General features: G+C 65.4%; 15 protein-coding genes. 8 read left to right on the top strand and 7 right to left on the bottom strand.

What is annotated here, in order from left to right; genetic code table 11:
• Positions 1-381: 381 nt before the first annotated feature.
• On the bottom strand, positions 382-1,947 hold the full coding sequence (gene dnaA, locus BJEO58_RS07635) for a chromosomal replication initiator protein DnaA (RefSeq protein ID WP_425456995.1): 1,566 nt from the start codon (positions 1,945-1,947) through the stop codon (positions 382-384).
• A gap of 697 nt (positions 1,948-2,644) precedes the next feature.
• On the opposite strand from dnaA, the gene rpmH reads away from it, so the two are divergent.
• From rpmH to BJEO58_RS15185, 8 genes are all read left to right on the top strand, one after another.
• Positions 2,645-2,782: a 50S ribosomal protein L34 gene (rpmH, locus tag BJEO58_RS07640; RefSeq protein WP_087003868.1), complete on the top strand. Its 138-nt coding sequence runs from the start codon at positions 2,645-2,647 to the stop codon at positions 2,780-2,782.
• 27 nt (positions 2,783-2,809) lie between these two features.
• On the top strand, positions 2,810-3,226 hold the full coding sequence (gene rnpA, locus BJEO58_RS07645) for a ribonuclease P protein component (RefSeq protein ID WP_101588881.1): 417 nt from the start codon (positions 2,810-2,812) through the stop codon (positions 3,224-3,226).
• Entirely contained in the window at positions 3,227-3,601 is a 375-nt protein-coding gene (yidD, locus tag BJEO58_RS07650; protein WP_101588882.1) for a membrane protein insertion efficiency factor YidD, read from the top strand. It abuts the gene before it with no gap.
• 55 nt (positions 3,602-3,656) lie between these two features.
• A complete protein-coding gene (yidC, locus tag BJEO58_RS07655) occupies positions 3,657-4,634 on the top strand; it encodes a membrane protein insertase YidC (protein ID WP_101588883.1) in 978 nt (325 codons plus the stop codon).
• 53 nt (positions 4,635-4,687) lie between these two features.
• Positions 4,688-5,389, top strand: a complete 702-nt coding sequence (locus tag BJEO58_RS07660; RefSeq protein WP_308297862.1) for a Jag family protein — start codon at positions 4,688-4,690, stop codon at positions 5,387-5,389.
• A 10-nt stretch (positions 5,390-5,399) separates the two neighbouring features.
• Positions 5,400-6,044, top strand: a complete 645-nt coding sequence (rsmG, locus tag BJEO58_RS07665; protein WP_101588884.1) for a 16S rRNA (guanine(527)-N(7))-methyltransferase RsmG — start codon at positions 5,400-5,402, stop codon at positions 6,042-6,044.
• 262 nt (positions 6,045-6,306) lie between these two features.
• On the top strand, positions 6,307-7,203 hold the full coding sequence (locus tag BJEO58_RS07670; protein ID WP_101588885.1) for a ParA family protein: 897 nt from the start codon (positions 6,307-6,309) through the stop codon (positions 7,201-7,203).
• Positions 7,204-7,432: 229 nt separating this feature from the next.
• Entirely contained in the window at positions 7,433-8,938 is a 1,506-nt protein-coding gene (locus tag BJEO58_RS15185; protein ID WP_246075884.1) for a ParB/RepB/Spo0J family partition protein, read from the top strand.
• Positions 8,939-10,948: 2,010 nt separating this feature from the next.
• On the opposite strand, the gene BJEO58_RS07685 is transcribed toward BJEO58_RS15185, so the two are convergent.
• The 6 genes from BJEO58_RS07685 to BJEO58_RS07710 all read right to left on the bottom strand — a co-directional run bounded on the left by BJEO58_RS07685 (position 10,949) and on the right by BJEO58_RS07710 (position 21,072).
• Positions 10,949-12,103 carry an N-acetylmuramoyl-L-alanine amidase gene (locus BJEO58_RS07685; protein ID WP_101588887.1) on the bottom strand — a complete coding sequence of 385 codons (1,155 nt, stop codon included), beginning with the start codon at positions 12,101-12,103 and terminating at the stop codon, positions 10,949-10,951.
• Positions 12,104-12,249: 146 nt separating this feature from the next.
• The gene (trxA, locus tag BJEO58_RS07690) at positions 12,250-12,570 is read right to left on the bottom strand and encodes a thioredoxin (protein ID WP_101588888.1); all 321 of its coding nucleotides are present in this window, start codon (positions 12,568-12,570) and stop codon (positions 12,250-12,252) included.
• Positions 12,571-12,654: 84 nt separating this feature from the next.
• Positions 12,655-13,644 (bottom strand): thioredoxin-disulfide reductase, encoded by a 990-nt coding sequence (trxB, locus tag BJEO58_RS07695; RefSeq protein WP_101588889.1) that lies wholly within the window; start codon positions 13,642-13,644, stop codon positions 12,655-12,657.
• 100 nt (positions 13,645-13,744) lie between these two features.
• Complete coding sequence (locus tag BJEO58_RS07700; protein ID WP_101588890.1) at positions 13,745-16,537, bottom strand: hypothetical protein; 2,793 nt, start codon at positions 16,535-16,537, stop codon at positions 13,745-13,747.
• A gap of 128 nt (positions 16,538-16,665) precedes the next feature.
• Positions 16,666-18,321, bottom strand: a complete 1,656-nt coding sequence (gene murJ / locus BJEO58_RS07705) for a murein biosynthesis integral membrane protein MurJ (RefSeq protein WP_101588891.1) — start codon at positions 18,319-18,321, stop codon at positions 16,666-16,668.
• A 63-nt stretch (positions 18,322-18,384) separates the two neighbouring features.
• Complete coding sequence (locus tag BJEO58_RS07710; RefSeq protein WP_101588892.1) at positions 18,385-21,072, bottom strand: DUF6049 family protein; 2,688 nt, start codon at positions 21,070-21,072, stop codon at positions 18,385-18,387.
• Between the last annotated feature and the right edge of the window lie 6 nt (positions 21,073-21,078).

The following is a 21,078-nucleotide window of genomic DNA, read 5'->3' on the forward strand; positions in this document are numbered from 1 at the left end:
TCGTTCGAATATCCGCGGTGGCCGGTGTGCAGATCTGCACAGCTGTCACCATGAGGTAGTCGTGCGAGAAGCGCATGATCGTGGGAGGTCGGTGCAGTGCGCGGTGGACCCTCTGAATCGCAATGAGTTGAATAAGTTATCAGTAGTAGGCGCTGTGGAATCTGTGGACAGATGCACGGGATCGCCGTCGGCCTGCGGATCGGAGCCGTCGTGAGCAGGTGGACGGACTGTGCACGAGGACGGCATCACCGGTGCATGCCTGTGTAATCACATCGTTGTGACCCACAGGCTTCACCAGGCCGACGCGAGTCCGTCCCCCGTGCGGTCCACGTGCGCAGCGGCGTTTCCCACAGCGTTGTCCACAACTGTGCATTGCTCTTTTCATAGTCGATGCTGCTGTTTGATGCGGTTCGTGAGTTCGGTGACCTGGGTATACAGGGCACGTCGTTCCGCCATCTGCGTCTTGATCTTCTTATTCGCGTGCATGACCGTGGTGTGGTCGCGCCCGCCGAACTCCTGGCCGATCTTCGGCAGCGACAGATCAGTGAGCTCGCGGCACAGGTACATCGCTATCTGCCGTGCGGTGGTCAGCGTGCGCGAACGGCTGCCGCTCTGCAGATCCTCGATGGAGAGGGTGAAGTACGACGCCGTCTGACCCATGATGTCCGCCGCGGTGATCTCCGGGGTGTCGTCCTGGGTGATGAAGTCCTTGAGGACCGTCTCCGCCAGACCGACGTCGATGACCTGGTCGTTGAGGTTGGCGAAGGCGGTGACGCGGATCAGTGCACCCTCCAGCTCGCGGATGTTCGACGACACGCGGCTCGCGATGTATTCGAGCACATCCGGCGGCACGTCGAGCTTGTCCGTGAATGCCTTGTTCCTGAGGATGGCGAACCGGGTTTCGAGGTCCGGGGGCTGCACATCCGTGAGCAGGCCCCATTCGAAGCGGGAGCGCAGACGCTCCTCGAAGCCCTTCAGCATCTTGGGCGGCTGGTCCGCGGTGATGACGACCTGCTTCTCCTCGTTGTGCAGCGCGTTGAAGGTGTGGAAGAACTCCTCGATCGTCGCGTCTTTGCCCTGGAGGAACTGGATGTCATCGATCATGAGGATGTCGACCTCACGGTAGCGGCGCTGGAATGCCGGCCGCAGCGTGTTGGACGTCGTCTGGGACCCCACTGTGTTGATGAAGTCGTTGACGAACTCCTCGCTGGAGACGTACCGGACGCGGATCTCCGGGTAGAGCTGCTGCGAGTAGTGCCCGATCGCGTGGAGCAGATGTGTCTTGCCCAGCCCCGAGTCGCCGTAGATGAAGAGCGGGTTGTACGCCTTGGCGGGTGACTCCGCGACCGCGAACGCCGCTGCATGGGCGAAGCGGTTGGAGGCGCCGACGACGAAGGCGTCGAACGTGTACTTCGGGTTCAGGAGACTCGAGGAGGTCTTGCCGTCCGGACCGTGCGGAGCGGGGGTGCCGGTATGGGAGAAGGGGGCCGGGGACGAGCCGGACGCCCACTGCTGCCGTCCCTGCGGTGCCTGATCGGGGTTGTTCCCGACCTCCGCATGAGGCGGTGCTGCAGGTGCGGCCACGTCATCGGTGTCCTGTCCGGCAGCGGGTCCGGCACCGGATGCTGTGGCGGGATCCGCGCTGGGGGCGGGGCCGCCGTGGTCGAGTGAGCCCGTGTCAGGTGCTTCGTGCGGGGCAGGCGGTGCCTGTGCAGGTGGTGTCTGTGGTGGTGGTGTCTGCGGTGGTGCGGCAACGGGTGGAGCCGCTTCTGCCGGGGCCTCGGTGTACGAGGTGCCGACTGCGATCGCGAGGTTCACATCGTGGCCGACGACCCGCCCGAACTCGCGGGTGAGGGGTTCGCGCAGGTCCGTCTCGAGATTGCGGCGATGCAGCTCCGAGGGGACGGCGAGGACGTAGATCGAGTCGCCGATCATGCCCTTGGGCATGGCACCCGTGAGGAAGCCCTTGTGCTGTTTGAGGATGGCCGGATCGTTGAGGAGATTGGTGAGGACCTGCGTCCATATCTGCTCAGGATCGTTCTGTGTGGAGTCCACCCTCGTCCTTCCGACGTGCATGAGAGGCGTGTCATCCCCCAGCCCTGTTCGCCCACAGGTGTGGAAGAGCATCCGGATGACGTCCACATAGTTTTCCACAGTTTGTGCATAGCGACCACGTGAATCCCGGAATCATCCACATCAGTGGACAAGCATGTGGAAATCACACGCGTGTCGTTTGTGGACGTCCTTGTTCACGCAGCGTGTGTACAAGGTTGTGGGCACAGCAGTGGGAGAGGAACCGGGTCGTCCGACCACGTTTCCGGGTGATGGCGTCCTCTCCGCGTCTTCTCCGCGCCATGTGAGGGTCGGGTGCGCGTCACCGTCAGGACATGTGCGACGCTCCCAGGTGAGCGCCGTCACTGTTCGGGGGCCCGGTGGGGTGCGGTTTGACCGCTGCGACAGGGCACCCCTACGATGGGGTGTCCTGTGTTGCGGGCTTGTACCCCGGTGTGTGCGCACTTCCCTGTTCTCCCTCGACGCAGGAGTGGGTGGCCGAACGAATCGCGAACGCGATGGATCCGGCCTGCATCCCGCCTCAGTGGAACCACACGTCAGCTGTGTCTGACGACGATCGATGGAGTGAGAAGTGAGCAAGCATACTTTCCAGCCGAACAACCGCAAGCGCGCCAAGACGCATGGCTTCCGCCAGCGCATGAGCACTCGTGCCGGCCGAGCGATCCTCGCATCGCGTCGCCGCAGGGGCCGCCGCGCCCTGTCCGCCTGACCGCACGCCGGTTGAGGCCCCACCACCGTGCTGCCTCGTGAGAACAGGCTTCGTGATCCGGTCGACTTCCGCACTGCCTTCCGGGCGGGCGTGAAGGGGACCAGCGGCCACGCCCTGGCTCACGTGGTTCACACCCGCGAATCCCACGCCCCGCGCGTGGGATTCGTTGTTTCCAAAGCAGTCGGGAACGCGGTGGTCCGCAATCGGGTGAAGCGTCGCGCACGGGCGTGGGCGGCGGAGCAGATCAAAGACCTCCGCACGGGAGACCTCCTGGTGATCCGGGCACTGCCCGCGGCTGCAGATGCGGACAGCACAGCACTCGCAGCATCCCTCGACCGTGCACTGCGCACCGCCCTTCGGCGACTGCGGAAGCGGGACGAGGAGACCAGCAGGAGAGCGGGTGCCGGCATCGGTGACCCGACTGAACAGCGGCCGGGATCGTAGATGCGCCCGGGTGAGGACACGGAGTCCTCTCTGCCAGCACCGCCTGCGGGGCGGAGCGCTCGGATCGGCCACGTTCTGCGCGTCGCACCGCGGATGCCGTTCGTCTGGTTCATGCGGGCGTACCGTGTGGTCATCTCCCCCCTCTACGGTGATGTGTGTCGCTACTACCCCAGCTGCTCGAAGTACGCTCTTGATGCGTTCGAGGTGAAGGGCGCGGTCAGAGGCACGTTCATGGCGGCATGGCGAGTGCTCCGGTGCAACCCTTTCGCCCGCGGCGGGGTGGACCACGTCACCGGTTCGGTGCTCGAGCGCCGCAGCGCGGAGATCTGGGGGCGGGACGGCCCCGCGAACAATGGCAGAATGTACAAGCGGTAAAGACTTCATGAGGGTCGTGGACGCGAGGATCGTGCCAGGACCAAGGAGAGAGTGAATGGCCTTCTTCGATACGCTGCTCTACCCCCTGCAATGGGTGGTCGCATGGATCCTCGCGCTCTTCCATGAGCTGCTGACGTTCCTGGGTCTCAACCCCGCCAGCGGATTCACCTGGGTTCTGTCGATCGCCGGGCTCACGCTGGTGGTGCGCGGAGCGCTCGTCCCCCTCTTCGTGCGACAGATCAAGTCGCAGCGCAAGATGCAGATGATCCAGCCGGACCTGCAGCGCCTTCAGAAGAAGTACAAGGGCAAGAAGGACCAGTTCTCGCGTCAGGCGATGGTCGAGGAGCAGCAGGCGCTGTTCAAGAAGCACGGCACCAGCCCGTTCGCATCGTGCCTCCCGCTGCTCGTGCAGATGCCGATCTTCCTGAGCCTCTTCCGGGTCATCAACAACGTCCCGCAGATGGCGACCGGGGACATCGACCCAGTCGGCGGCATGACCGTCGAACTCGCGGAGCAGATGGATCAGGCGATCGTCCTCGGGATCGAGCTGTCCTCCTCCTTCCTCACCGGAGACTGGTGGGTCAAGGCCGTCACTGCAGTCCTCATCGTCATCATGGCCGGCACTCAGTTCTGGACCCAGCGCCAGATGATGACGAAGAACATGTCCGACGCGGCCATGGACAACCCCTTCATGCAGCAGCAGAAGATGATGCTGTACCTCATGCCGGTGGTCTTCGGCATCGGCGGCATCTACTTCCCGCTGGGTGTCCTCATCTACTGGCTCGTGTCGAACACCTGGACGATGGTCCAGCAGATGTTCGTCATCCGCAGCATGCCCGCGCCCGGCTCGCAGGCCGAGCGCGATCTGATGGAGCGCCGCGCCCGCAAGGGCAAGCCCGCACTTCCCGGCGCAGAGCCCATCGAGATGAAGCCCGAGCCTGAGGCTGACGACACGTCCCAGGGGAAGACCAGTGGTCAGCGTCCGCAGCCCGTCAACGCGAAGCGCAAGAAGAAGAAGCGCAAGAAGCGCTAGATGTGAGTGTGAGCGGGTCGCGCATGGGCGATCCGATACGACATGGAGGAACGATGAGTGACGCGACGGAAACCACTGGATCCCCGATGACCGAAGACGACCCGAGTGCGGAGCAGACGGATGTCGTCGGCGCGGCACACGATTCGCCTGCAGCTGACGCAGCTGACGCAGCTGACGCAGCTGATGCGGCTGACGCAGCTGATGCGGCATCGAGCAGCGCGGCGTCGTCCCACGGGACGGCCGCTGAGGACGACAGCGCCGATGCTCCGACCTCGCGCCCCAGCCGTACGGAGCTGCTCGAGGAGGAGGGCGACATCGCCGCCGACTACCTCGAGGAGCTGCTCGACGTGACGGACCTGGACGGGGACATAGACATCGACGTCGGGGACGGCCGCGCGCAGCTCGCGATCCTGAACGATGACGACGGAGCGGGACTGGACGTGCTCGTGGGTCGGGACGGACAGGTGCTCACGGCGCTGCAGGAGCTCACTCGCCTCACGGTGCAGGCACAGACCGGCCAGCGGTCCTGGCTCATGCTCGACATCGACGGCTATCGCGACCGTCGCAAGGACGATCTGCGCCAGGTCGCCCAGGATGCTGTCGACTCTGTGCGGAACGAGGGTGGACCGGTCTCCCTCCGCCCCATGAACAGCTTCGAGCGCAAAGTCGTCCACGACGTCGTGGCGAAGGCCGGTCTCCGCTCTGAGTCCGAAGGCGACGGCGACGGACGACACGTCGTCGTCCACGCCGGGTGAAGGGCACAGCATGACGGAGGGAGCAGACGTGGAGGTCGAGCCCAGGCCTGTCTACACACAGGAGCTGTTCGGTGACCGCGTGGATCTCGCAGACCGCTACGCTCAGCATCTTGTGACCACGGGGGTCGAATGGGGTCTGCTGGGCCCGCGCGAGCTCCCCCGCGTCTGGTCACGGCATATCCTCAACTGCGCCGCTGCGGCATCACTGCTGGAGCCTGACGATGTCGTGGGTGACATCGGATCCGGTGCCGGCCTCCCAGGGATCCCCTGGGCTCTTGCTCGACCTGATGCGCGAATCGTCCTGATCGAGATCATGGAGCGGCGCGTGGAGTGGTTGCGCATGGTCGTCGACGACCTGGGCTTGGACAATGTCCGGATCGTACGAGCGCGTGTCGAAGAGCTGGTGGACGATGAGATCTTCACCGTCGTGACCGCGCGTGCAGTGAAGGCGATGACGACTCTCATAGAATGGTCCGTTCCCATCCTCGGTCCGCAGGGCCGGATCCTGGCGATCAAGGGGGCATCGGTCGATGCTGAACTGGAGAAGGCGGCTCGGCTGATCCGCAAGCGGAAGCTCATCGGACCCACTGTGCACAGGGTGGGCGGCGAGGGCCTTGAGACCCCCACAACAGTGGTGGAGCTGCGCCGTCGCTGACTGATGCTCACAGTCAGGTATCGAATGTATGTTCTATAACTGTCCCGCTCGGATCGCGCCGACGGCTCCCGCTGTACTACTACGCCGATAGCTCGCGTTGCTCTGTCGCTGCACGTCGCCGGGTTTCCCGGTGTCATGGATGTTTCACGTGGAACGCCGATGATGGACAGTGCCTTCTCATCAGCACGTCCTGAACCCCGAAGTCTGTGCCCCGACGTAGAATGTCGAGGTACCTTGGTTTAGCGAACGCGGAGTGATCCACATGCCTCTTATGGACGAGTCGACTCCGCTAGGAGCTCAGATCGCACGCGATCACAGCCGTGCGGAGCGACTTGCGTCGACGACCTTCCCCAGCCCTGATCAAACGAGAATCCTCACCATCGCCAACCAGAAGGGCGGTGTCGGGAAGACGACGACGACCGTCAATATCGCAGCTGCCCTGGCTACCCACGGCCTCGAGGTCCTGGTGGTCGATATCGATCCGCAGGGCAATGCGAGCACTGCACTGAGCATCGATCACTCGACCGGCGTTGATGGGATCTATGAGGTCCTCATCGACGACTACGACATCTCTGAGGTCGTAGCCCAGTCGTCGGAGTTCGAAACACTGAAGTGCGTTCCGGCGACTATAGATCTTGCAGGTGCGGAGATCGATCTGGTGTCGAAGGTCGCGCGTGAGATGCGCCTGCACCGCGCGTTGACGAAGTACCTGGAAGAGCAGGACGAGGCCGGCCAGCGGGTCGACTACGTACTCATCGACTGCCCCCCGAGCCTGGGACTGCTGACGGTCAACGCCTTCGTCGCTGCTCGAGAGGTCTTCATTCCCATCCAGTGTGAGTACTACGCATTGGAGGGTGTGAGTCAGCTTCTGAAGAGCATCCAGATGATCCAGCAGCACCTCAATCAAGAGCTGTGGATCTCCACGGTGCTCCTGACGATGTACGACGGCAGGACCCGTCTCAGCGCGCAGGTCGCCGAAGAGGTCCGCACACATTTCGAGGATCAGGTCCTTCGAACCGTGATCCCCAGGTCCGTGCGCATCTCCGAGGCGCCGAGCTACGGCAGGACCGTCATCTCGTACGAACCCAGCTCCTCGGGTGCATTGTCCTATCGTGAGGCAGCTGAGGAGATCTCATTGAGAGGAATCAAGAATGGCTGAGAAGCGTCGCGGACTTGGACGGGGTCTGGGATCACTCATTCCCAGTCAGGAGACCGGTCGCCCATCGGATGTGTTCTTCCCTCCCAGTGAGCGGTCCGACGCGGACTCGCAGACGGAGCCCCAGGAGGTAGACGGAGAGAAGCTGCCGTCGGACCCGGCGGAATCCATGCGACGTGCCCAAGCGGGCCGCCGCACTGGTTCGGCGAAGCGTGCTCCAGCGAAGGGTTCGATGGAGGAATCCTCCGACAGCACACCGGTAGCTGCAAAGACAACCGGCGCAGCCACGAAGTCTGCGAAGGGCTCTTCGCGGAAGCCTGTGGCCTCGTCGACATCGGGTTCGTCGACATCGGGATCGTCGAGCCGGAATCGCTCGCGGTCGGCAGCGAACCCCTCCACCAGTGCATCGCAGAAGACCAAAGCCACGGCAAACGACGCCGACAAGGCTGTCTCTTCTCACAGTAAATCGAACAAGACGCCGGTCCTTTCCACCGACAGCGGGGTGCAGCCGTCACCCGTCGTGGATCAGAGTGCTTCACTCAACGGATCACTGAACGATTCTGTACCGCCTGAGCCATCAGTTGATGGGGTGTACGTTTCACGTGAAACAGTTCGGGAGCAGGCAGCGGCGGAGCAGGCTCCGTCGGTTGTTGATGATGCTGAATCCCAGAACCCGGATGGTTCGATTACTGCGCATCCCGAGGACGCTGCCCTCCCCGAGGACGCTGCCCACCCCGAGCGCGATTCGGCGGCCGGAGCGGTGGATGAGACCACTGAATCGGTGGACGGAGCGATGCCCCACCCCACTGAAGAGCTCGATGCGCACCCGCAGGAGGATGCGCCGGAGGCTGTGGCTACCGCAGACGTTTCACATGAAACCGAAGGCGAGGCCGACGACGCGTCGTCTGACTTGGTCCCGGTTCCAGGCACCACGTTCGGTGAGATCTCGCTTGATCGCATCCGCCCGAACCCTCGTCAGCCACGTGACGTGTTCGATGAGGATGCACTCGATGAGCTGATCACGAGCATCCGTGAGATCGGCGTGCTCCAGCCGGTTGTGGTGCGTCGGCGTGCAGATGCGTCCGGTCAGTATGAACTGATCATGGGTGAGAGGCGCTTCCGCGCTTCGAAGGATGCTGGGAAGACCACGATCCCTGCAATCGTGCGGGAGACGTCGAATGACGATCTGCTCCGGGACGCGCTCTTGGAGAACCTGCACCGAGTCGACCTGAACCCACTCGAGGAAGCGGCGGCGTACTCGCAGCTCCTGGAAGACTTCAACTGCACCCAAGAGGAGCTGTCGGAGAGGATCGGGCGTTCACGACCGCAGATCTCGAACACGATTCGGCTCTTGAAGCTCCCAGCAATGGTGCAGAGACGGGTCGCTGCCGGTGTTCTGTCCAGCGGGCACGCCCGTGCGATCCTCGGCCTCAACGATGCCGCGAACATGGAAGTCCTCGCTCAGCGGGTCGTCGCTGAAGGACTGTCAGTACGGGCAACCGAGGAGGCGGTCGTCCTTCTCAACCGTGGCGAGCGATCTGCCGTTTCACGTGGAACACGGAAGCCTGATCCGGAGCTCGCAGAGCTGGCGCGGTCACTTGGTGATCGACTGGATACCCGCGTGAACCTGGTCATGGGCAAGCGAAAGGGCAAACTGTCGGTCGAATTCGCGAATGGAGAGGATCTCAGCAGGATTCTGTCTCTGCTCGGACTGGACGGCGGAGCGACCGAGGAATAGCTGCAAGTAGATCTGGGCGCCCACTCACATCACGTGAGTGGGCGCTCTTTTTTGTGTCATTCTGTCTGGTGGTACTCCGAGTCACCGGCTTGCATCGCTCGCCGCGAGCATCGAGTGGCTGTTCCACGTGAAACAGTCACTCGATCCCCACAACCGGACGGCCCTTCTCTGTGCGTCGAGTGGTGGTCTTGATGCGGCGACTATCCGCTTTCGATCACTGGTGCAGCGCGTCTCATGGCCGCGGCTTTGTCGTTTTGCCCGGTCGTCGAGGAAAGGTGGCAGGAATGTGCGGTGTTGACGCCCACGGCAGACGCGTTTCACGTGAAACGGGTCGAGATCCCTACGCTTTGTGCCTATTTGCGCGCCTCGGGAGGGGTCTTCTTAGAGAATGTGCAAAGATCGCAACGATGCGTGCGGCGTGCGTCGGGTCCGTTGTCGTGGGTGAGTCGGTCGTCGTGTCAACACAGTCTGATTGCCTCCTTTCCTGATTCTGTTGCTGCGCAGCTGCATCCCTCGTGGCGGCGTTATCGCGTTGAAGCCCGTCCGGCGCCCTGGCTGGTAGGTGCGCACGCAGGCAGACTGATGGATGTTGTTCCTGTCGGGCTAGCAGGCTCGAGGCCTCCTGGCCGGGGAACGTCGCGGCGAACCTTCTCTCGTTTCACGTGGAACTTCGCCGTACTCCTACCCTGCAGAGTGCAGCGAGGTGGCGTGCTCGGGCGACGCATCGCTACGTTGCGCCACGTGAAACACGTCGGTCGCTGTGCCGTCGCTGCGAGCGCCGTACCCGCCGAGGAGCCGGCTCACCATAGGTCTGATACCAATGGCTCGTGTGGCGGCGAGTGTGATTGCCTAGTTCTCCAGCGAAGGTCAGTCGTGGGAGGTACTCCTGCGACCATGGCAGACCGGGTCTGAAAGGTCACGGACCTGCGGAGATCGCAGAGCTCGCGGCCGGCACCGGTAGCGGTGTCAACGAGACATTTCGTTGATCTCGAGAAGCCCGCTACGGTCGTGTTTCATGTGAAACGGTGGTGGCTGTGGCTCGATACCGATGATGTCTGACCGGGTAATGGGGCTTGAGGGCGTACTCGTGAGCTGTTCGCGGCAGAATCGCTCTGTGCTGTGCTGGGCAGGCCTGTGTAGGGCAGGCCTGTGTAGGGCGGGGCTGCTCGGTGGACTGGCTTGATCGGGTTGTGCCGGGATGGGCAGGTCTGTGGCGTCCTGTGTAGGCGTATGGGTTCGTGGGTGTGTACCCGAAGCGCGCCGGATGGTGAGGCTTTCCCAACTGCAGGCAGGTCGAGTGTTGGAGGCAGGGTACGGGGGTGTCTTCATCGATTCGCATACGCTGCAGCCAGTCCATTCTGTGCGTCTGCCCTTCAGGGTACTTTCTGAGTTTGCAGTCCGCGGTGTGACGAGTGCTTCACGTGAAACATCATCAACGGGGCCGGAAGGCGAAATCCGAACCGGCAGTGACATTCGCCTGACGGTTGTGGGCCGTGCGCCAGGTGCTCTGTGTCATCCAGGAGCGGTGGCGTGCCATGAATCGCGAATGACCCGATGTATCAGTCACTGACCCGGTGGTGCGCGGCTGACCCCGTGCGTCGGCTACTGACCCGGTGTATCTGCCGCGCAGATGAGGTTCCTATCACCCGAATGTGTTTTGACGAGCCGTCACGCGTCCCCGATCAAGGACCCCTAGAACCGCCGGGCGGTGAGCCCAGCACGGGCAGCTCGCTAGGGCGTTGAGCACAACACCAGTGCCTCGCAGAGACACTGGCGTCGTCAAGGTGCGGTTAGGGCTGTCGTCAATCGGGCCGACCCGGTCGCGGCGTTCCTGGCAGAGAAGACACGGCAAGACGGAGACGTCGAAGAGTGGCGTGGCACAGACGGTGTTTCACGTGGAACTAGGCTTGCGATACGGCGGTGTTCTGCTGCGCGACCCGCCTGTGACCCGCCTGTGGGCGGGTGCGGCGCGACGCTGCTGCGCGTGAGGCAGGACGTTCTGCGGGAGAGTCAGCCGCTGCTCTTGTCGTCGGCTGTGCGTGCGATCATATCGCGGAGTGCGGCAAGATCGACTGCCCCTGTCTCCGGGTCAGCCGCATCCGTGAGATAAAGACGCTGAAGAGCCACTGCGACCGATTCTGCAATCGAATCTCTGACCCGAGCAGAGTGCAGTCGTGCGCTGTCGTCGTCGTTGGTGATATAGCCGACGACGACGTGGACTGTGGGCGTCGAATACTCGTGCAGCGACTTCCACGAGCGGGCATGCGAGCCGCAGTCCAAGAAGTCGGTGCGGGACAGGACCTCCCTCTGGATCAGTTCCGCGAGACGCTTGCCGATGGGAGAAGGCTGACCGGTCGCCGTACCGAAATAGAACGTTGCGACACCGTTCGCGCTCGGGTTGGTATGCATGTCCTGCGACACGCTGATGAGAGTGGAAGCCCGCGAATCCAAGAGATCCGATGCTGCGCGTTCGTTGGTGTCGAGAACGAAGGGCGAAGCTCCTACTGCTGCGAGCCGGCCCGAGATCCTCTGTGCGATATCCCTGGAGTAGTCGCCAGACTTCGCCGTATGCTGCGCGAGCTGTGCGTCATCTGCCATCGGGAGTGCGGGAGCGGAGTCGATGACGAATGTGCGGCCTGACAGGGACGGGCCGGACGACTGGAGGCGGGCCTTCTCCTGCAGCGCAAAGATGCTGCCGGATGCGCTTCCGCGCGACACTGCGTCAAGGCCACGGAGCGTGCGGGGGCCCGCGACCCCATCAACGGTGAGGCCGAGGTTCTTCTGCAGATCGCGGACGGCGGCGTCAGTGGTCTCTGCGAAGTCGAAATCGATGCGTGAGGCGTACAGGCCCAGATCGGAGAGCTTGGTCTGCAGTTCCGCGACGTCGTCGCCTCGAAATGTACGCACAGGATCGAATCGGAGGATGCGGTCGCCCAGCTTGTGGCGCGCCAGCTCGATCTGCTCGAACGTCTGGGGACCGAGGATGCCGTCAGAGAACAGGCCCCTGCGCTGCTGGAAGTGCTTGATGGTCCCATCGAGGTCGCGATCGAACTCTGGGCTGTCGGCGTCTCCCACGTCGTACCCCAGGCGGGACAGCTGTGCCTTCACGGTCAGCAGCACCGTGTCGGACGCTCCGAGCTGGAAGGTGGAGTTGTGGGGTGTCATCGAACTCGTCTCTGGTGGGATGTAGGACGCGCTGACCCGTGGGACGGATCCAGGGGTCTTCCGATGGACGATCAGGCGCCCGTTGATACTACAACGGACGCCTGATGCCCTGCTGAGGACCGAGTCTCTGTCTCGAGACCTGAAGATCAGGCGAGAAGCGGCTCGATCTCTTCGAGCAGGGCCGGCTTGGGGCGTGCGCCGATGATCTGCTTGACGACCTCGCCGTTCTTGAAGAGGTAGAGCGCAGGGATCGATGTGATGCCGTACTTGCCAGCGGTCTGCATGTTGTCGTCGGTGTTGATCTTGACGACCTTCAAGCGGTCGGCGAGTTCTTCTCCCAGCTCATCGACGATGGGCGAGACCATGCGGCAGGGGCCGCACCAGGGCGCCCAGAAGTCGACGAGCACGGGCTTGTCGGCCTTCAGGACCTCGTCGGAGAAGGTTGCGTCTGTGACTTCCTGGGACATGATGTCCTCCTCAGTTCTCGTCAGCGCTGCTGACGGATCAGGTGAGCGTGTGCTGCTGTCGGCATGAGAGTCGAACGGTGATTCTCAGGCGCCTGCGACGGCGACCGAGGGGGTCTTCGAAGCGTCCACTGCTGCAGGCGCCTGAGCACGGGAGGCCAAGTAGTGCTCCGCATCCAGCGCTGCGGAGCAGCCCGTACCGGCGGAGGTGATCGCCTGTCGGTACACGGGGTCGATCACGTCTCCGGCGGCGAAGACGCCCTCCATGCTGGTGCGGGAGCTGCGACCCTCGACCTGGAGGTAGCCGTCCTCGCGGAGCGACAGCCGGTCCGCGAAGAGCGAGGTGCGCGGGTCGGAACCGATCGCTACGAACATTCCCGTGACGGGCAGATCGGACGTCGCCCCTGAGATCACGTTGCGAATCGTGAGTCCGGTGAGTGCCTCTTCGCCGTGGACTTCGGCGACTTCCGAATCGAAGACGAACTCGATCTTCGGATCGGCCTTCGCACGGTCGTGCATGGTCTGTGAGGCGCGCAGCTCCTGGCGGCGATGCACGACGGTGACCTTCGAGGCGAACCGGCTGAGGAAGGTTGCCTCCTCCATCGCGGAGTCCCCACCGCCGATGACTGCGATGTGGTGATCGCGGAAGAAGAAGCCGTCGCAGGTCGCGCACCAGCTCACGCCGTGCCCGGACAGCTTCTTCTCGTTGGGGAGCCCCAGTTCGCGGTAGGCGGAGCCCGTTGCGAGGATCACGGATTCTGCGGTGTAGCGGGTTCCGAGGCCGGTCACGATCGCATGGGCGCCCGGCTCCAGCGTCAGCTCCGTGACGTCGTCATAGACGACGGTGGCACCGAAGCGCTCAGCCTGCTGTCGCATGTTCTCCATGAGATCGGGACCCTGGACTCCTTCCGGGAAGCCCGGGAAGTTCTCCACATCCGTGGTGTTCATGAGCTCTCCGCCTGCGGTGACGGACCCGGCGATGACGACGGGCTCCAGATTCGCACGGGCGGCATAGATCGCGGCGGTGTATCCGGCTGGTCCGGAGCCCACGATCACTAGACGATGATGGGTTGTCATGTCCCTCCTAGACTTGTCAAGCAGGCAAACACGGTACTGGACCGCGATATTCCGTGCCGGGAACCGTGCTGCGAGCCCAGGATCCCCGTCCGCAGCCGGATCAGCTGATGTCGACTTCGTCGATCATCGCACGGTAGCCGCCGCCCTCAGCTGTGGCCTCTGTGAACCACAGGAAGACGTACTGTCCGATCGCCGGCTCGTCCAGTTCGACGGTGACGTCCCCGTCGAGCTCGACCTCTTCGACGGTCTCTGCCTCCTCGACGTCGTCGGAGTCGCCGACCCGTACCTCCAGCAGCGACGTCCCGGTGGGAGCGAGGAAGTCCAGCTGGGTGATCTCCGATTCCTCTTCGAGCTCGACCATCAGGCCCACTCCCGATTTCAAGCCGCCCCAGTCAGGTGTGTTGTAGCGCTCGCTGCGCCATCCGCCGGACTCGCCGGGCATGACGAGCTCTGCCTCATCGGAGTTCTCCTCGTCGTCGCCCTCGGGGTCGATCGCGGTGATCTCGTCGATGACCGGTGCCGCCGCCTGTGGTTCGGGCTCCTCGGTCTCCTCGTCGGCAGGCGTCGATTGCTGCGTGGGTTCGGGCGCGGGAGCCGCCGTCTCGTTCGACGACCCGCCGAGCGTGATGATGCCGATGACGATCGCTGTGACGACGAGGAGCGCGAGCACGAGGAGTGTGACCGTCCGTCGTCTGCGGGCGCCTGCCGAACCGGACGCCGTCTGCGCGGGCCCGTCGCTGCCGGCCCCGCTACCGGCCCCGCTGCCGGCCGGACCTCCGGAGGACGACGGGCTCGCCGCCGCCGAGGTGCCCTTCACCGCGGCGCCCTTCGCACCGGCAGTCTGCGGACCAGCAGTCCGCGCACCGGCAGTCTGCCCACCGGGTGCCTGCCCGCCGGTCGTCGGCTCTGCGGTCTCAGCCGCACCGCCCGCCTCTGACGACGTGCTCGTGGATGCCGCCGCGGTGGACGTCTGCGCTGTGCCGCTGCGATCGGACTCCCTCTGCGATGACTCGCGCTGTCGTGTGCTCCGCGCTTCGGCGGCGATCACACGCTGCTGCGCGGCTTCCGCACGTCGGCGTTCGAGCGCACGTTCGCGCTCGAACGCGATCCGCTGCTGCTCGATCTCCTCTTCGCGCGTCGTGAAGACACCGCCGAGGAACCACGAGCCGTCGTCCTCCGTCGATGCCTCTGACTCCGACGAACCGATCGGGTCTGCGTCATCAGCGGATGGGACCTCGGATGTGTCCGCGTCATCGTCGGCACCGGTCGCCACCGAATCCGGCGGCTCGTCGTCGGCGGCATCGTCCTCGGACAGGTCCGGGACGATCGGCAGCGACTGCGTCGAGACGTCTTCGGGCGGATCCCACAGCGCATCGCGATCGAGGATGGGCGCAGTGACGTCTCTGTCGTACTCGGTGGCGGAGAGGTCTTCGTAGGCGGTGTACGTCTGCTCCGGCGTCCACTCCTCGGTGTCGACGTCGGACAGATCTTCGGCGCTGAGCGGGAACACGCTCGCCTCTCGCATCTGCATCCGCTCGTCGAGCTTCGTGACGACGCCGTCCGATCGTCCTGCGGAGTAGCCGGATGTGCCCGGCCGGCTCATGCCGATCCGCGCGAGTGCAGCCTGGATCTGGTCGGGGGTGGCCTGTCGCTGCAGCGGCGCGATGGGCGCAGTGGGGCGAGGCGGTGGTGTGGTCGTGGGCCGCGAACCCGTGCTGCCCATCCCGACGGTCGAGCCGGTCGCCTTCTTGCGTGCGACCGGTGCATCGGTGGAGAGGTTCACGGTCGGCTTCGCGCCGACCGTCCCGGCTCCGGTCGAGGTGCTGGCCGCCGCCGTCGCGTCAGTCTCCGGGGCTTCCGCGTCCGAGGTCCCGGTCGCCGCGTCCGCGGTCCCCGCCCCCGCGGCAGCGGACTGCGGGTCGGTCGCTGGAGCGGAGTCCGCAGTCTCTGCGACTGTCTCTGCGACGCGGCCGTCGGACGACGTGTGACCCGGGACGGCGATGTCGTCGGCGAAGAGCTCTTCGTCGGGCAGCGGCGAGCCTTCGAGGTTCGCCAGGCTGTCGCGATTCCATTCGCGCAGGTACCGGACGATCTCGCCCGGAGAGCGCGGCCCCGGATCGCTGAAGGAGGTGACTCCGGTGAGGAAGGCCGTGAGGTCTTCCGGGACGTCGGACCGCAGGGTCTCGATCTCCACGACGCGCTGGTTCTTCCGCGGCGCGGCGGGCAGACCGGCGCGCGATTCGGGCTTCGGCCACTGACCGGACAGGCATGCGTACAGGATGTCGACGATCGCGAGGGCATCCTCCCTCAGCGCAGTCGTATCGGTCTGCACCTCCAGCCCGAGCGCAGCCTCGGACAGCGCCGCGTCGATGGCGATCCCGTGGACCACCACGTCGCCGTTCGTCATGATGCCGATCGACTCCGGTCCCAGGCACCGGTGGTGGAGTCCGCGGCGACCCGCGTGGACCAGCACTTCGGAGACCTCGCCGGTGACGGCACGGGCCTCCTCCGGGCCGATCGGTCCTGCTGAGAGCACCTCTGCCAGCGATGTCGCGGCAGTGCGCTCGCAGACGACATAGTCGACCGGACGGCCGTCCTCGAGGTCCGCGGATCCGACGTCGAGCACGGAGGGGACGCGCGGATCGTTGACGAGGGCCAGGCGCCGACCGGAGTCCAGCAGACCGCCGGACAGCTCTGCGTCAGCCGCGTAGAGGATGACGGGATCGTCGAGGATGGCGTCGAGAGCCAGGCAGACGACGCCCGATTCCGGGGTGTCGGCGAGCCAGGGCCTTTCGATTGCGGAGACGACGTATCTGTCTGCGATGACAGTACCGCGCTCGATCCGCACCTGGTGCCCTCCCGATGAATAGCTCACGCCGCGATGGACCTTCATCGCAGGCGTCCTTCAGTTTATCCCGATGGATGTGCGTGGACTGGGAACCTCATGTCACGAAACCAGCACATGTACATCTCAGTAGCGAAACAGTGGCCGCCGTCGACGGTGCGGGTGTGTCCGGCTCCCTACGTGGCGAGCTTCGTCCGCACCGTCTGGATCGTCTGATGCAGCTCCCGCACGCGCAGCAGATAGCAGACGCCCAGATACACGGCGAGCATGACAGACGCACCCACCGCGCAGACGAGGAACGAGCCGGTCCAGCTGGAGTAGAGGTCTTCGTCGAGGTACCGCATCCCCGCCGCGCCGACTGCGGAGGCGATGAGTGCCGCGATACCGAACTTCAGATGCGAGACGATGAGGTCCTTCGCTCCCAGGCGCTTCAGCTTGCGGCGCAGCAGTGTGGCGGAGACCAGTGCCGCGAAGACGTAGCCGATGCTCATCGACACGCCGATGCCCGCGAGGATCCACTGCCCCGGGAGCAGCAGACCGGAGGCGACCACGCCGATCGCCGTGAGAACGATCTGAGGCACCTGCACCCAGAAGGGAGTCTTCGCGTCCTCGTATGCGTAGTAGACGCGCTGGAGCAGGTAGTTCGCGCTGAACGGGATCAGACCGGCGACCATCGTCGCGATGACGGGGCCGATGGCGCGTGCCTGATCGAGCGCCCCGATCCCGCTCCCCTCGGCGACCGACCCACCGCTGATCACCATCGCCGCGGGCGTCGACAGCGTGATGAGCGTGGCCGTTGCGAAGACGTTGACGAGGCCGACGAGCCTCAGCCCCAGACCCAGTGCGGCCCGCACCGAGGCCGTGTCCTTCTCCGCCGCATAGGTGCTGAGCGATGTGAAGAGAGCGGTGGCGAGCGACACCGCGACGAGTGAGTGCGGAAGCATGAAGACGAGGTAGGACAGCGTGTACGCCGCGAGTGAGGCGCTCACCTCCCCGCTCGAGGACGAGGCGGAGGCCGCGACGCGGGACGTGACGATGAAGCCCAGCTGGCCGACGAGGACCGCGCCGAACGTCCAGGTCGCGATGTTCCCTGCGGTCCCCAGTCCCACACCCCGGAACCCGAACGTGGGCCGGAAGCTGAAACCGATCCTCTTGAGCGGCCAGAGGAGGATGAAGGCCTGGCACACGACCCCGAGAGTCGCGGAGCCGGCGAGCACTGTGATCTTCGTGGCGTCCCACGTGCCGACCGCGTGCTCGCCTGCCCGACCCGTGCCGAAGAGGAAGATGAAGACTCCCAGTCCGGCGATCGCGATGACGTTGTTGAGCACCGGCGCCCACATGTACGGGCCGAAGTTCGAATGCGCATTGAGCACCTGGCCGAGCATCGTGTAGAGCCCGTAGAAGAAGACCTGCGGCAGGCACCAGTAGGCGAAGGCGATCGCGAGCGCCTGCTTGTCGTCGCTCCACTCGGTCGACGAGTACAGACGGACCAGCAGCGGAGCCGCGAGCGTCGCGAGCACGGAGACTCCCGCGAGCACCATGATCGCCAGGGTGAGGAGGCGGTTGACGAAGTCCTGCCCCCCGTCCGGGCGCTTCGCCGCCCGGATGATCTGCGGGACGAGCACCGCGTTGAGGATGCCGCCGGCCAGCAGCATGTAGAGGTTGTTGGGGACCTTGTTGGCCACGTCGAACGCGTCCGCGGTGCCGCCCACCGTCACACCGATCGCCGTGGCGAGCAGGATCGCCTTGGCGAAGCCCAGCAGGCGCGAGGTGAGTGTGCCCGCGGTCATGACTGCGGAGGATCTGGCGAGGGATGAGAGCCGTGCGGCCACTGACGTCCTTCCGCAGGGGAAACGAGGTGCTCGGAGGTGGTGGGTGTTCGACGGTCCGGGTGGTCACCCGTCTTCTGCGCGGGCGACCGCCGCGTCGAGCTGATTCTTGGGGATCTTACGCCGCCCGCGGCGGAACGTCCTGAACAGGCCGCCCACCAGCACGAGCGCCAGAGCGGAACCGATCGCGATCGTTGCAGTGTTCTCCCAGTCCGCGCGCACACGGATCAGCAGCTCGGTGTTCTGCGGCAGCACGTCGCCGTCGACGGTGAGCAGTCGGACGGTCGAGTTGACGTCCGCGTTCGCGAGGCCGCGCACCGGTACATCCACGCTGCGGGACTCCTCGGGGCCCAGTGTGACGATGTCGGAGACTTCGGTGCTGAGCTGCGGGGTGGGCGATTCGACGTGCAGGCGCACCCGTGCGGTCCGGTCTGTCGAGTTCTCGATGCGGACGGGGATCATCGCCTGCTCACCGGTGACGAGCAGCACGGAGGACCCGGGCTCCGGGCGCACACCCTCCGCGATCCTGTCGACCCATCCGGTCGCGTGCTCGGTGCAGGTGTCAGCGCGATCCGCTTCGATGACGCCCGTGCCCGTGCACACGAGCAGTGTCCGTGCCATGTCGCGGCGCGCGGCTTCCGCATCCGCGAAGGCGTGGGACGCCTCCGTTCCCGCCGTGTACTGCTCCTGCAGCGATGCGAGGTATGTGCTCGCATCCGCTGCCTGCTTCCCGGCGTGAGCATCGGCCTCGGCTCCGAGCTCGCCCGGACCGCCGCCGGACCGGTCAGCGTCGGTTCCGCCAGCACCCGGCACACCTGCTTCCGGTTCCGCGTCGGATGCATGCGTGCCGGCGACCTCGGGCATCTCGACGAGGGGGCCTCGGGCGACGGGTTCCGTGTCCATCAGCTGGTCGAGGGCGGCGCCGTTGACCCAGGGAGCACCGGCGAGCTCGTCCGCGAGGTCCGCCAGGCCGGTCCCGGCAGCCGTCCGCGGCAGGGTGAGGAGCAGCGAACGGGAGTCGAAGGGCCGCTCTGCGGTGACCGCTGCGGACAGGGCGAGGAACTGCCCCGGCGCTGCGGAATCCCCCGTGGAATGGGCCGCAGCCGCCTCAGACAGTCCGGAATCGGCCACCAGCGTCCGCAGGACGGTCTGTTCGCCCGCGGACGCACCGTCCGTCGGATCCTCCGCGGCGCCGGGCTGTGGTCGGGCGCCGTCGACGGAGACCGCCGAGTTCGCCGACGACGTGTACCAGGTCAGCGACGGCTGCTGGGTGTCGGAGAGGATCACGGTCTCCGCGCCGGCCTCCGCGATCGCGTCGAGGTCCTCGGCGTGGACCGTCCCGGATGCCGGCCACAGCACGTCGGTGCTTCCTCCGAGGGTCGACTCGACGAGCTCGCGCTCCTCCATCGCCATCTGCGTGAGCGCGCTCATATCCGAGTGCCACAGCGAGGTGAGGTGCGCATCGGCCCACGGGAGGGCGACGATCTCGCGATCGTGCGCCAGCGCTGTGAAGTCCTCGTACCACTGAGTGAGGTGCGGGTAGGACTCCTGGACCTCATCGCTGGGCGCGGTGGGCAGGTCGCCGGCACCGTCGGGCGCCGTCGTCCCGTCGCCCTCACCGCCCGCGCCTCCGCTGTCGTCCTCTGCCGGGTCAGGGGTCTGCACGTCTGCACCGGGACGAGGCGCATCATTGTCTGCGGGAGCGTCCTGTGACGGATCCTCTCCGTTCCCGGTGTCTTCCTGAGGCTCGTCGCCCTCCCCGGACTCTCCGAGCCCGTCGGCTCCGTCTGAGCCTCCTTGGTCCCCCGCTCCCTCGTCTGCTTCCGCTGCGAGGTCCAGAGCGGCGGTGACAGAGGCCAGCAGGCGCGGATCCACCGCGAGGACCGATTCCGGCAGAGTGTCCGCAGCGGTGACCGCACGGCGGAGGGCACCGGCGTAGTCGCCTGTGGCGTCTGCATCCGCGGCCTGCTCGAGCAGTTCGGGCTCGATGAGAGGTCCCCCGTCCGTGTCCGTCGCGTCGAGGGTGATGGGGAGGACGGTCGTCACCTCGGTGCGATCGATGCCGGGATCCGGATGCCACACGGTGAAGGCGGGCGCGGTGGCGAGAACGCTGCTCGTGCCTGCTCCCGCAGGATTCTCCGGTTCTGCCGCGGCGGTCCCGCGAAGGGCTGCGCCCAGTCCGTACGCGCCCCACGTGCTCACGGCGGAGCCGCTGGTCCCGAACTGATCGGCGGGGATCGTGAACGTGAACTCCGTCTGCTCCCCGGGCTCGATGGTCGTGGGGAGGTCCGGCACCTCGAGAGTCGGTTCGTCCGAGTCCTCATCGCCCTCGTCGTCCTGGCCGTCGCCGGTGTCGTCAGGCGGTTCGGGAGGTTCGTCGTCAGAGCTCGCGAGCAGGACCGTCGCCGTCTGCTGCTCGACCCAGTCGTTCACGTCGTCGCGCATCGCGAGGCGGTTCGACGAGCGGACGAGGTCCACGCGGCTCGGTGAGAAGTCCGCGGAGGTCGGATTGACGATGCGCCCGGTCACCGTGAGTGCTCCGTCGCGCTCCATCCACGGGCTCACCTCGTCGATGACGACGCGAGGTGAGGCGGTCGGGTCCTCGGTGGGGGCCTCGGCGCCGGCATCAGGCAGCTGCTGGGCACGGGCATCGGTGCCCCACGCGAGCGGTGTCAGTGCGAGTGCGCACGCAGCTGCACCCGCGGCCCATCGTACGAGGGGAGTGCGGGTGCGGCGGCGGAGAGCGGACGGCACAGGAGA

This window comes from Brevibacterium jeotgali (assembly GCF_900169175.1).
GTDB lineage: Bacteria > Actinomycetota > Actinomycetes > Actinomycetales > Brevibacteriaceae > Brevibacterium > Brevibacterium jeotgali.